Source organism: Streptomyces sp. NPDC016845 (assembly GCF_044332585.1).
In the GTDB taxonomy this organism is placed as follows: domain Bacteria; phylum Actinomycetota; class Actinomycetes; order Streptomycetales; family Streptomycetaceae; genus Streptomyces.
The window spans coordinates 520530-532985 of the sequence record NZ_JBIRPI010000001.1 but is presented as its reverse complement, the minus strand read 5'-3'; the positions used below and the strand labels follow the sequence as shown (position 1 = coordinate 532985).

12 protein-coding genes are annotated in these 12456 nt (G+C 71.8%); 4 read left to right on the top strand and 8 right to left on the bottom strand.

Going from position 1 to position 12456, the window contains the following annotated elements; translation table 11 throughout:
* Positions 1–11 precede the first annotated feature (11 nt).
* Entirely contained in the window at positions 12–677 is a 666-nt protein-coding gene (locus tag ACH4RC_RS02280; RefSeq protein WP_398194008.1) for a response regulator, read from the bottom strand.
* Complete coding sequence (locus ACH4RC_RS02275; RefSeq protein ID WP_398194005.1) at positions 674–1840, bottom strand: sensor histidine kinase; 1167 nt, start codon at positions 1838–1840, stop codon at positions 674–676. The genes ACH4RC_RS02280 and ACH4RC_RS02275 overlap by 4 nt, the downstream gene beginning before the upstream one ends.
* Before the next feature lie 102 nt (positions 1841–1942).
* On the opposite strand from ACH4RC_RS02275, the gene ACH4RC_RS02270 reads away from it, so the two are divergent.
* Both ACH4RC_RS02270 and ACH4RC_RS02265 read left to right on the top strand, forming a co-directional pair.
* The gene (locus tag ACH4RC_RS02270; RefSeq protein ID WP_398194002.1) at positions 1943–2872 is read left to right on the top strand and encodes an ATP-binding cassette domain-containing protein; all 930 of its coding nucleotides are present in this window, start codon (positions 1943–1945) and stop codon (positions 2870–2872) included.
* Positions 2869–3687, top strand: coding sequence for an ABC transporter permease (locus tag ACH4RC_RS02265; protein ID WP_398193999.1), 819 nt, complete (start codon positions 2869–2871; stop codon positions 3685–3687). Before ACH4RC_RS02270 ends, ACH4RC_RS02265 begins: the two co-directional genes overlap by 4 nt.
* Positions 3688–3710: 23 nt before the next feature.
* On the opposite strand, the gene ggt is transcribed toward ACH4RC_RS02265, so the two are convergent.
* A complete protein-coding gene (gene ggt / locus ACH4RC_RS02260; protein ID WP_398193996.1) occupies positions 3711–5534 on the bottom strand; it encodes a gamma-glutamyltransferase in 1824 nt (607 codons plus the stop codon).
* Between the two features lie 116 nt (positions 5535–5650).
* Here ggt and ACH4RC_RS02255 point away from each other — a divergent pair, with 116 nt between their 5' ends.
* A complete protein-coding gene (locus tag ACH4RC_RS02255; protein WP_398193994.1) occupies positions 5651–6409 on the top strand; it encodes a hypothetical protein in 759 nt (252 codons plus the stop codon).
* Between the two features lie 190 nt (positions 6410–6599).
* Here the strand turns inward: ACH4RC_RS02255 and ACH4RC_RS02250 are convergent, their stop codons facing one another.
* The 5 genes from ACH4RC_RS02250 to ACH4RC_RS02230 all read right to left on the bottom strand — a co-directional run bounded on the left by ACH4RC_RS02250 (position 6600) and on the right by ACH4RC_RS02230 (position 10401).
* Positions 6600–7496: an amino acid ABC transporter permease gene (locus ACH4RC_RS02250; RefSeq protein WP_398195654.1), complete on the bottom strand. Its 897-nt coding sequence runs from the start codon at positions 7494–7496 to the stop codon at positions 6600–6602.
* A 5-nt stretch (positions 7497–7501) separates the two neighbouring features.
* Positions 7502–8146, bottom strand: coding sequence for an amino acid ABC transporter permease (locus tag ACH4RC_RS02245; protein ID WP_398193992.1), 645 nt, complete (start codon positions 8144–8146; stop codon positions 7502–7504).
* Positions 8147–8157: 11 nt separating this feature from the next.
* Positions 8158–9069 (bottom strand): glutamate ABC transporter substrate-binding protein, encoded by a 912-nt coding sequence (locus ACH4RC_RS02240; protein ID WP_398193989.1) that lies wholly within the window; start codon positions 9067–9069, stop codon positions 8158–8160.
* 18 nt (positions 9070–9087) lie between these two features.
* Positions 9088–9831 (bottom strand): amino acid ABC transporter ATP-binding protein, encoded by a 744-nt coding sequence (locus ACH4RC_RS02235; protein WP_398193986.1) that lies wholly within the window; start codon positions 9829–9831, stop codon positions 9088–9090.
* Positions 9832–9963: 132 nt separating this feature from the next.
* On the bottom strand, positions 9964–10401 hold the full coding sequence (locus ACH4RC_RS02230; protein ID WP_398193984.1) for a DUF6278 family protein: 438 nt from the start codon (positions 10399–10401) through the stop codon (positions 9964–9966).
* A 211-nt stretch (positions 10402–10612) separates the two neighbouring features.
* Here ACH4RC_RS02230 and ACH4RC_RS02225 point away from each other — a divergent pair, with 211 nt between their 5' ends.
* Entirely contained in the window at positions 10613–12394 is a 1782-nt protein-coding gene (locus tag ACH4RC_RS02225) for an SGNH/GDSL hydrolase family protein (RefSeq protein ID WP_398193981.1), read from the top strand.
* Positions 12395–12456: the final 62 nt, after the last annotated feature.

Genomic DNA, 12456 nt, shown 5'->3' with positions numbered 1-12456 from the left:
TGCTCGTACTCTCAGCCCTCCGGTGTCACCAGGCCCGACTCGTACGCGGTGATGACCAGCTGCACGCGGTCCCTGGCGTCGAGCTTGGTGAGGAGACGGGCCACGTGGGACTTGACCGTGGCCACGCTGATGACCAGGTCGGCGGCGATCTCCTGGTTCGAGCGGCCGAGGCCGATCAGGGTGAGGACCTCGCGTTCGCGCTGGGTGACGCTCTCGATGACGCGGGACGCGCGGGCCGTCGCCGCACGCTCCGGCCGCCCCACGAAGTCCGCGATCAGACGGCGGGTGACGCCCGGCGCGATGAGGGCGTCCCCGGCGGCGACCACCCGGATCGCGGCCAGGATGTCCTCCAGCCGCATGTCCTTGACGACGAAACCGCCCGCGCCTGCCCGCAGCGCCCCGTACACGTACGCGTCCTCGTCGAAGGTGGTGAGCACGAGGACGCGGCTGCCGGTGTCCGCCGCCATGATCTGCCGCGTCGCCTCGATGCCGTCCGTGCCGGGCATCCGGATGTCCATGACGACGACGTCCGGCCGCAGCCGTGCGGCCAGCTCGACGGCCTCGGCCCCGTCGCCCGCCTCGCCGGCCACCTCCAAATCGTCGGTGTCGCTGATCAGCACCCTGAGCCCCGAGCGGACCAGCGGCTGGTCGTCGACGAGCAGCACCCGTACGGTCATCGGGCCGCCTCCGGCAGCGGTATCCGCGCCGCGACCCGGAACCCGCCGTCCGGTCCAGGGCCCGCGCTGAACTCCCCGTGCAGCAGACTCACCCGCTCCGCCATCCCCGTGATCCCCATACCGGGCACGGTAGCCGAGGCGGCGGGGCCCGTCCCGGCGTCCACGATCTCCAGGAGCAGTGCGTCCTCGGCGTGGGCGACGAGGACGCGGCAGGTGTCGGTGCGGGCGTGCCGGACCACGTTGGCCAAGGACTCCTGCACGATGCGGTACGCCGCCAGGTCGATGTCGGGCGGGAGCGCGCGGGGCGTGCCGGTCACCGCCACCTCGACGCGCACACCCGCGTCCCTGCCCGTCGTCTCGGAGAGCCGGTCGAGGTCCCCGAGTCCTGTGCTCGGGGCGAGCGGTGCCGTCTCGCCCGGCTCGGCCCTGCGCAGCGCGACCAGGGTGCGGCGCAGGCCCTGGAGGGTCTCGCGGCTGGTGGCCTCGATGGCGCGCAGGGCGTCGCGGGCCTCCTTCGGGCGGGTCTCGATGACGCGGCTCGCGACGCCCGACTGGATCGCGATGACACTGATGCTGTGGGAGACCAGGTCGTGCAACTCCCGCGCGATGCGCAGCCGTTCAGCGGTCACGGCCTCGGCGACGGCCTGGTCGTGCAGCGCGGCGGCGTGCCGGCGCCGCTCCCCCAGGAGCAGGCCCACCATGCAGGCGACGAGCAGCACGAGCAGGGCGACGACCCCGAACGCGATCAGGTTCTCCGGGTGCACGAAGAAGAGGATGGCGGCCGCCTGCGCGAGGACGCAGAGCGCGACGCCCGTGATCCACTGCGCGGACGAACGGGTCGCCACGAGGCGGGCGAGGACCACGTCCGCCGAGACGAACGCCATGACCGTCACCTGCTGCGAGTCGCCCCAGGGACCGTTCGAGGGCTGGAGCGCGACCGCGGACAGCGTGCCGAGCACCACCACGACGAGCGCGAACAGCGGCATCCGCGTCGCGACGCCCACGAGGAGCACCGCGGACAGCGCGATGCCGAGCGCGCGCACCGACGGCAGCACGTCCGACGAGCCGAACAGACACAGGGCCCCGGCGAGGGGGTACAGGGCGAGCCCGCACCAGGCGACGACGGAGCGTCGCGGTGGCGCGGCGGCGTTTCCACGGTTCACACCGGTGAGCGTACGAGGGCGGCGCGCGCGGGGGCGTCGGCCCGGGGGATGCATCCCGGGGGCCGATGTGCGGACGCCCTGCCGCGCGGCACGGTGGCTCACATGATCGAAGTCAACGAGCTCACGAAACGGTACGGCCGCAGGACGGCCGTCGACCGCCTGTCCTTCACCGTGCGGCCCGGTGCCGTCACCGGGTTCCTCGGGCCGAACGGGGCGGGCAAGTCCACCACGCTGCGGGTGCTCCTCGGCCTGGACACGCCGGACGCGGGCGGCACGACCGTCGGCGGGGTGCCGTTCGTCTCGCATCCGCGCGGTCTGCGGCACGCGGGGGCGCTCCTCGACGCGCAGCAGGTGCACGGCGGACGTACGGCCACGGCCCATCTGGCGGCGCTCGCCCGCTCCAACGGCCTTCCTGCGCGGCGGGTCGCCGACGTCCTCGCCGAGGTCGGTCTCGCTGGGGCGGCCGGGCGGCGCATCGGCGGGTTCTCGCTCGGCATGAAGCAGCGGCTCGGGGTGGCGGCGGCGCTGCTCGGTGACCCGCCGGTGCTGCTGTTCGACGAGCCGTTCAACGGGATGGATCCGGAGGGGGTGCTGTGGCTGCGCCGGTTGTTCCGCAGGCTCGCCGGCGAAGGGCGCACCGTGTTCCTGTCGAGCCATCTGATGTCGGAGATGGAGTCCACGGCGGATGAGCTGGTCGTCATCGGGCGGGGGCGGCTCGTCGCGGCGGAGCCGTTGCGGGTGTTCGCGGCGCGGGCCGCGCGGCTCAGCGTCGTGGTCGGGACGGTGCGCGCCACGGAGTTCGCCGGGCTCCTCGCGGCGGCGGGCGCGGAGGCCGTGCCGGAGAACACGGAGCGCCTGGTGGTGACCGGTCTTTCCGCCGAGCGGATCGGTGCTCTCGCTCTGGAGCACCGCTTCCCGCTGCGTGAACTGACCACCCGTACCGCCTCGCTGGAGGAGGCCTTCATGGAGCTGACCGCCGACCGCGTCGAGTACCCGGCGGAGACCCAGCACCCGACAGGAGCCGCCCGATGAACGCGACCACCGCCGTCCCCCGTGCCCGCTTCGGCGACCTGCTCGCCGCCGAATGGATCAAGATCCGGTCACTGCGCTCCACGCCCTGGATCCTCGCGGCCGTCACGCTCACCGTCCTGGTCACCGCCGCGCTCGCCGCCTGGAGCGACTACCAGGACGTCCCCCGTCTCGACGCGGACGCCCGGCGCGACCACGTCTTCGCGCTCGGCGACGCGTTCCCCGCCGAGGGCTACCTCGTCCTGATGCTGGCGGCGGGCAGCGTCGGCGCGATCGTCGTCGTCAGCGAGTACGGCAGCGGCCTGATCCGGACCACGACCGCCGCCGTGCCCGCGCGCCGCGCGCTCATGCTCGCCAAGGCGACCGCCACCGCCCTGCTCTGGACCGGCGTCGGACTGCTCTGCGCGCTCGGCTCGTTCGCGGTGTCGCAGGCGATCCTCAGCGGCCGCGACGCCGCTGTCTCGCTCACCGACCCGGGCTCGTTGCGCGCCCTCGCCGCGTCGGCGCTGATCGCCCCGGTCAGCGCGCTGATCGGGTTCGGCCTCGGCGTGCTGCTCCGGCACGGCGCGACGACCATGGTGGCCTCCGCGTTCGTGCTGCTGATGCTGCCGATGTTCTTCGGTTCCTCCGAGCCGTGGGCCGAGCGGGTGCGGAACATGATGGTGCAGAGCGCGTGGAAGCGCCTGACGACGCTGTACGGGTGGGGCCCGGAGGCGTACGGCGGCGCGACGGTCGCCGGGTCCTGGACGGTGTTCGCCGTCTGGCCGCTGGTGGCCGTCGCGCTCGCCTTGTTCGTGGTGCGCCGCAGAGACGTATGACTCACTTCCGCGGCGGGGAGAGGCTACTTCCCGGGTGTCACCACCATCGCCGACCCGCCCCCACGCCGTACGGGCTCGGCGGCGGCCAGCCACTTCCCGTTCGGGAGGCGCTGCACACCGGTGGCCGCGCCGATCTCCGGGTTCGGCTTGAAGGAGTGCCCGACGGCCTCCAGCTCCGCCCGCAGCGGGCTGTCGTACAGGCCCGGTTCGAGCTCGGTCTGGGCGGCGTTGCGCTGGCTGGCGCGGGGCGCGGCGATGGCGTCGACGAGCGGCAGGCCCCGGTCGAGGAACCCGGTCAGGGTCTGCAGCACGGTCGTGATGATGGTGGCGCCGCCGGGCGAACCGACCGCGACGACCGGCTTGCCCGCCTTGTCGAGCACGATGGTCGGCGAGATGGAGGAGCGGGGCCGCTTGCCGGGCCCGGGCAGGTTCGGGTCGTGCACCTCCGGGTCGGCGGGCGCGAAGGAGAAGTCGGTCAGCTCGTTGTTGAGCAGGAAGCCGCGGCCGGGCACAGTGATGCCGCTGCCGCCGGTCTGCTCGATGGTGAGGGTGTAGGAGACGACGTTGCCCCACTTGTCGGCGGTGGTGAGGTGCGTGGTGTTCTCGCCCTCGTACGTCGTCGGGGCCGCCTTGTCACCCGCCTCGCCGCACCGGCCGGGGCGGCGCGGGTCGCCGGGCGCGACCGGGCTGGTGAGGACCGCGTCGTCCTTGATCAGGCACTCGCGGGCGTCCGCGAACCGCTGCGACAGAAGCTGCTTCGTCGGCACGTCCTCGAAGGCCGGGTCGCCGACCCAGCGGCCCCGGTCGGCGAACGCGATGCGGCTCGCCTCGATGTACCGGTGCAGGTAGCGCACGTCGGACGCCTTCGACAGGTCGGTGCGCTCCAGGATGTTGAGCGCCTCACCGACGGTCGTGCCGCCGGACGAGGACGGCGCCATCGAGTAGACGCCGAGACCGCGGTACGAGGCCTTCGACGGGGCCTGGTACTTGGCGGTGTACGCCCGCAGGTCCTTCGCCGAGAGCCTGCCCGGCCGGGCGTTGTACCCGGAGGCCGGGTCCACGGGCGGCTTGTTGACGGTGCGCACGATGTCGGCGCCGATGTCGCCCCGGTACACCGCCCCGACGCCCTTGCGGGCCAGCTCCTGGTACGTACGCGCCAGGTCGGGGTTGTTCAGCGTCGAGCCGACGGCCGGCAGCTGCCCGCCGGGCAGGAACAGCTTCACCGTGTCGGGGAAGTTGCGGAACCGGGCCTCGTTGGCGGCGGTCTGCGAGCGGAACGTCTCGTCGACCGTGAACCCGTCGCGCGCCAGCTTCTCCGCGGGCCGCAGCACGGTGGCGAGGCGCTCGCTGCCCCACGCGTCGAGCGCGGACTGCCAGGTGGCCGGGGTGCCGGGGGTGCCGACGCCCAGGCCGCTGGTGACCGCGTCGGCGAAGGCGAGCGGCTTGCCGTTCTCCAGGAACAGGTCGGAGCCCGCCGTCAGCGGCGCGGTCTCGCGGCCGTCGATGGTGTGCACCTTGCGGGACTCTGCGTCGTAGTAGACGAAGTAGCCGCCTCCGCCGACGCCCGAGGAGTAGGGCTCGGTCACGCCGAGCGCGGCGGCGGTGGCGACGGCGGCGTCCACCGCGTTGCCCCCGTTGCGCAGCACCTCGATGCCCGCCGCCGAGGCGTCCGCGTCGACGCTCGACACGGCGCCGCCGTACCCGACGGCGACCGGCACCTTCCGCGGGCCGTCGTGAGAACCGCCGGAATCCCCCGGAGCGGCCGAGGGGGGCGCCGCCGCGCCGACCGCCACCATGGTCGCCGCAACGGCGCAGAATGACAGATTCCGCCCAATCGAACGTCGCATCAGTACCTCCGGTCAACAGCCGTCCGCGCAGCGTAACTTGACTTGTCAGCGACGTCAGGACCCCCTCGAACACCGGTGTGTCCGCCCGGTGCGCCCGCCCGCTAGAGTGCGCGCCCATGACTGAAGACGTGCGCTATATCGTCGTCGGCCTGATAGCGGCGGGCGTCGGCGCCGCCCTTGGCTGGCTCGTCCGCGCCCATCTGTGCAAGCGCCGGCTCCGCCGCAAGCAGGCCTTCTTCGGGCTGCCCGACAACTCCGAGTCGCTGCTGGTGGTGAACCGTGACGCGGGCGGTCCCGATCTGATGGTGCGGCGCCACGACGTCTTCGCGCTCCTTGAGCTGTCCGCGATCGTCAAGGACTGCGGCGCCCACGCCCAGGTCGTCGCGCACGACACGGCCCAGCAGGGCTTCGGCGAACGTACGGAGTTCTGCATCGGCGGGCCCGTGGCGAACCGCCGCATGGCCGCGCACATGGTCAGCCTGCTGCCGGGCATCCGGGTCAACAACGACCCCGAGCCGGGCCCCGACCGCGGCGCCTTCCAGATCGGCTCCGAGCGGTACCGCCTGGAGCCCGGGATGACGGAGTACGTGGTCCTCGCCCGGCTGACGGCGGGCCAGGCGAAGGAGGCGCGGCCGGTCTTCCTCTTCTGCGGCCAGCTGCCCATCACCAACCAGGCCGCCACCCGCTACCTCGCCCGGCACCACGAGCGGCTCGCGCGCAAGCACGGAAACGCTTCCTTCGTCCTGCTCCTGAAGGTCGTCAACTCGGGGGCCTACGGGCCTGACGTCGTCGAACTGGTGGGCGATGTCACTCGCGCCGCGCAGACACCGCTGCCGGCCCCGGCGGGACCGCGCAGTTCGCACCGCGCGAAATAGGCCCGTAAGACCGGCAGGGCCTGTGATGCCCGTAGGACCAAGGGGAGCGGTGCCCCTGCCGCGTACGAAGGCGACAAGGGCCCGCTCGGCCTCGGCAAGCAGGCGCGTCCCGTCCCGCGCGCAGCTGACCTTCTCCGCACGGAATGCGAAGTGATCTCCGGCTGCCGGGCGAGGACTGCCCATGCTCCGGCTACTGCACCCCTGGCAGCAGCGTCCCTGGTTCGGCCGGGGCGACATCCGCGGCCTCGGTCTTGGGATTGCGCCGCTGCCGCTTGGACACCCATTGGGCGAACCACGACAGCAGCATGCACATCCCGATGTAGATCGGCGAGATCACCATCACCACAGGGATGAAGGGCAAATCGTAGTCGAGGTTCGAAGCGATCAGCTTCCCGGCATGGAGAAACTCCTCATACGTGATCAAATAACCGAGCGAGGTGTCCTTCAGGGCGACCACCAGCTGGCTGATGATGGCGGGCAGCATGGCGCGTACGGCCTGCGGTACGAGGACATGGGTCATGACCTGCGTCTTGCGCATGCCGAGCGCGTACGCCGCCTCGCGCTGGCCGCGCTCCACGGAGTTGATGCCGGAGCGGAAGACCTCGGCGAGCACGGAGCCGTTGTAGAGCGTCAGACCGGCGACGAGCGCCGGGAGCGGCTCCATCTTCAGGGCCACGTAGATGAAGAAGATCATCACGAGGACCGGCATGGCGCGGAAGAACTCGACGAAGAGCGTGGCGAGCAGGCGCACCGGCCTGTGGTCGGAGAGCCGGCCCACGGCGAGGAGCGTGCCGAGGGCGAGCGAGAGCACGGCGGCGACGGCGAACGCCTTCAGCGTGTTGCCGAGACCGCGCAGGAGCAGCTCCTGGATGCCCTTGTACTCGAAGGGCATCCACTTGGTGCGCGTGAACTGGTCGGTGTCGAAGAGCAGGTAGAGGATCCAGCCGACGAGCGCGAGCACGAGCAGCGTGGACAGGACGCCGTAGAGGCGGTGGCGGCGCTCGGTCTTCGGCCCCGGGATGTCGTAGAGGGCGGTGGAGTCGTGGTCGAGGGCTTTCGGCTGCCGCCCCTTCGGGCGGCTCGGCAGGTGGCTCACCGCGCGACCCCCCAGCGCTTCTCGAGGATGTTGAACAAGGCGCTGATGGCGAGCGTGATGACGAGGTAGCCGATCGCGATCCAGACGAACGTCCAGATGATGTTGTAGCCGAGCTCGCTGAGCGTCTTGTACGTGCCGAGCAGTTCGACGACGCTGAACGCGCCCGCGATCGCCGAGTTCTTGGCGAGCGCGATGAGCGTGGAGCCGACCGGCGGGATCACGGACCGGAACGCCTGCGGCAGGATCACGTGCGTCAGCGTCTGACCGAAGGTCATGCCGAGGCTGCGCGCCGCCTCCCCCTGCCCCTTGGGCACGGTGTTGATGCCGGAGCGCACCGCCTCGCAGATGAACGCGGAGGTGTAGCAGCCGAGCGCGAGCACCGCGAAGACGGTGAAGGGGAGGACGAGTCCGAAGCGCGGAAGGCCGAGCAGCACCGCGAAGAACAGCAGGGTGAGCGGGGTGTTGCGCAGGACGGTGACCCAGGCGGTGCCGAGGGCGCGGAAGGAGCCGACGGGCGCGACGCGGAAGGACGCCATGAGGAAGCCGAGCACGAGGGCGAGGACCGAGGCGTAGACGGTCAGTTCGACGGTGCCGAGGAAGCCCTTCCAGTAGAGCGAGAAGTTGTCGGTCAGGACGTTCACGGTCGCGCTCCTCAGCTCGCCGGGTAGCGGTCGATGGCGGGCGGCTGCGGGGCGGACTCGCCGGACAGGCCGAGCGTTGCCTCGTAGGCGCGCTTCCAGTCGCCGTTCTTCTGCCGCGCTTCGAGGGCGTCGTTCATGGCGGACCGCAGCGCGTTGTCGCTCCGTGGGAGGCCGATGCCGTACGGCTCCTGCGAGAACGGCCGGCCGGTCACCTTCATCTCGTCGGGCGCCTTGGCGGCGAAGCCGAGCAGGATCGCGTCGTCGGTGGTGACGGCGTCGACCTGGTAGGTCAGCAGGTTGTCGACGCAGATCGAGTACGTGTCGTAGGCGACGAGGTCGGCCTTCGGGTGGTCGGCCTGGATGCGCTGGTACGGGGTCGAACCCGCGGCCGAGCAGACGCGTTTGCCGTCGAGGTCGCGGGCGCCCTTGATGGCGTCCTCGTCGGTGCGCACGAGCAGCGACTGGCCCGCCATGTAGTAGGGGCCCGCGAAGCCGACGAGCTTCTTGCGGTTGTCGTTGATGGTGTACGTGCCGACGTAGTAGTCGATCTGGCCGTTCTGCAGGGCCGTCTCGCGGTTGGCGGAGGCGATCGTCTTGAACGTGATCTTCTTCGGGTCCAGGCCGAGCGAGGCCGAGACCATCTTGGCGATCTCGATGTCGAACCCGGAGTAGACGCCGTTGGCCGGGTTCTTCTCGCCGAGGTAGGGCTGGTCCTCCTTGGCGCCGACGACGAAGTGTCCGCGCCGCTCAGCGGCCCGCCACGTCCGGGAGCCGGGCAGGGAGAAGCCCTGCGCGACGGTGTACCTGGGGAGTTCGTCCCCCGACGGGCCCTTGACGGGCGGGCTGCCCTCCTTGCCGCAGGCGGTGGCGGCGAGGGCCGTCAGCGCCAGGGCGGCAAGAAGCGGTGGCGACTTGCGCATCATGCGTGCTGCACTCCCCCGTCAGTGCTTGAGGATCTTGGAGAGGAAGTCCCGGGCGCGCTCGCTCTCGGGGTGGCTGAAGAAGTCCTCCGGGGCGCGGTCCTCGACGATCCTGCCGTCCGCCATGAAGACGACGCGGTCGGCGGCGGTACGGGCGAAGCCCATCTCGTGGGTGACGACGACCATCGTCATGCCCTCGCGCGCCAGTTGCCGCATGACCTCGAGGACCTCGTTGATCATCTCGGGGTCGAGGGCCGAGGTCGGCTCGTCGAAGAGGAGCGCCTTGGGGTCCATGGCCAGGGCGCGGGCGATGGCCACGCGCTGCTGCTGGCCGCCGGAGAGCTGGGCGGGGAACTTGTCGGCGTGCGCGGCGAGTCCGACCCGGTCGAGGAGTTCGCGGGAGCGCTTGTCGGCCTCGTCCTTCTTGCGCTTCCTGACCTTCACCTGGGCAAGGGAGACGTTCTGCAGGACCGTCTTGTGCGCGAAGAGGTTGAAGGACTGGAAGACCATGCCGACTTCGGCCCGCAGCCGGGCGAGCGCCTTGCCCTCCGCGGGCAGCGGCTGTCCGTCGAGCCGGATCGATCCCGACCTGATGGTCTCCAGGCGGTTGATCGTCCGGCAGAGCGTCGACTTTCCCGACCCCGAGGGGCCGATGACCACCACCACCTCCCCCTTGCCGACGGTGAGATCGATGCCCTGGAGGACATGCAGCTCCCCGTAGTGCTTGTTCACGTCACGCAGCTCGATCAACGGATCGACGGCCATGGCAGTACCTGCCCACTCTCAGCTGTGTCGGTCCGCGCAAACTATCCACGCCGATATGGGACTTAACGGACGACACGCGAGTATGGGCATTAACCGTATTTGCGGTTCAACTGCGTTCGGGCACCGGCCTCGCTAGAACTCGGCGGCCTCCGCGTAGAACTGCGACAACTCCGGGGCCCCGCTCGCCGCCCAGGCGTGACCGGCCTCCACCACGTCGATCTCCCGGCCCGACGCGAGCCGTACCACCGGCTGCCCGTCGGGCCAGATCACCCACGCGGCGCCGGGCACCCGGCGCACGAGAACCGTGCCGAGGTAGAGCCCCGCGTCGTTGCCGAGCCAGTGCAGCGCCTCCTCGTCCTCCCGCCAGCGCGGCACCAGTTGGTCGAGCGCCGCCAAGGACTGTACGGAGTCGTCGAGTTCGACCCCGGACTGTTCCGCCTGCGTGCGCAACAGTTCGCACTCGGCGAGGAGTTCGGCAAGGCCGGCCGCGTCGGCCCCGTCCGACGAGAAGACGGCCACCGCCGACGCGCCGTACCTCTTGCGCCAATGCTCCACGAAAGGGATCTTCATACCGACCAGCCTCGCATCCGCCCCCGCCCTCGCACCACAGGCGCGCTGGCCTACGTTCGCGGTGAGTTCACGCCGCCTTCGGCCGCACCTCATTGACCCGTCGTCACCTCCTCCTTACCTTCAGTGCGCACTCTCACGCCACTTCGGTGGTGACTGTCATGCCACTTCGGTGGCCACTGTCACGCCAGCCGCACCACGAAGGGAGCCGGTCGTGCGCCGACGCACCTGGACCACCGCCCTCGCCCTGGCCGTCTGCGCGGGCCTCGCCCCCGTCACGGCCGCGGGCGCCACCACGGCCCCGCACAGACCCGGGCCGCTCCCCCTGGAGCGGCTCTTCGACAACCGCGCGGTCAGCGACGACACCGCGCCCGGCGCCGCCGACTTCGACGGCGCGGGCGGCTCGCTCTCCGCGCAGGACCTGACCGCGGCGGGCTGGACCCCCGGCACCCGGCTCGGCGTCGAGGGCGCCAGGCTGACCTGGCCGCGCACGGCGGGCGCGGGACCCGACAACGTACGGGCCGACGGCCAGCGCGTCCGCGTCACCGGCCGGGGCGACGCGCTGGCGTTCCTCGTCGCCGGGACCGGCGGCGACGCGCACGGCTCCGGCACAGTGCGCTACGCGGACGGCTCCCGTTCCACGTACTCGCTCACCGCGCCCGACTGGCGCACCGGCCCCCTCGCCACGAAGTCGGTGGCGCTGCCGCACCGCAACACGCCCGGCGGGCAGCTCACCGAGAAGACCCGCCTGTACGTGGTGACGGTGCCGGTGCGCTCCGGCCACCGGATCTCGTCGGTGGACCTGCCCCGGGCGACGGGTGGCAGCCCGGCCCTGCACGTCTTCTCCCTCTCCGTCCGCGCGGCGACGACCGGCTGGACCGGCACCTGGGCGGCGTCCCCCGCCGGGTACACGACGGTCGGGCCCTGGATCGACCGCACGGTGCGGCTCGTCGTGCACAGCAGCGTCGGCGGCTCACGGGTACGCATCCGCCTCGACAACACGTTCGCGTCGACGCCGGTACGGGTCGGGAGCGCGTCGGTGGCGGTACAGGGCGCCGGGGCGGAGGCGCGGGGGAAGCCGGTGCGGCTGACGTTCCGGGGCGCGCGGGGGGCTGTGCTGCCCGCGGGCGGCCAGGCGTACAGCGACCCGGTCGGCTTCCGGGTCCCGGCCGACACCAGCCTGCTGGTGAGCTTCCACCTCCCCGAGCCGGTGGCCGCCGCGCCCGTGCACAGTCAGGCGATCCAGACGTCGTACGTGAGTGAGCCCGGGGACCACGCGGCGGAGGCGGCGGGGTCGGCGTACACGTCGACGATCTCGTACTGGCCGCTGCTGACGGGGGTCGACGTGGGCGGTGGGCCGGGGTCGGTGGTGCTGCTCGGCGACTCCATCACGGACGGGGTCCGCTCGACGCGGGACGCCAATCGGCGGTGGCCGAACGTGCTGGCCACGCGGCTGCTGGCCCAGTCGGACGTGCCGCGCTACGGCGTGCTCAACGAAGGCATCTCCGCCAACCGTGTCGTCGCCGACCGGTACCCCGGGGACGGTGTCTCCACCGACACGGGCGGGGTGAGCGCCCTGCACCGCCTCGACCGTGACGTCTTCTCGCAGACCTCGGCGCGGAGCGTCGTGGTGTTCCAGGGCGTCAACGACGTGCGGTGGGGAGCGAGCGCGGAGCAGGTCGTGGCGGGGCTGCGGGAGATCGCGCGGCGGGCGCATGCGCGGGGTCTGAAGGTGATCGGGGCGACGATCACTCCGTGCGAGGGGGAGGCCTTGTGCACGGCCGCGGCTGATGCGGAGCGGGTCGCTGTGAACGGGTTCTTGCGCGGGCCCGGGTCCGGGTTCGACGGGGTGCTCGATTTCGACGCGGTGATCCGTGACCCGGAGCGGCCCTCGCGGATGCGGGCGGAGTTCGACTCCGGGGATCATCTGCACCCGGGCGACGCGGGCCTCGCTGCGCTGGCCGACTCCGTGAACCTGCGGCTCCTCGCGCCGTAGTCCGCTCGGACGGTGAAGATGCGCGGGTTGCGTCGTGGCCGGCCGCGCAGTTCCCCGCGCCC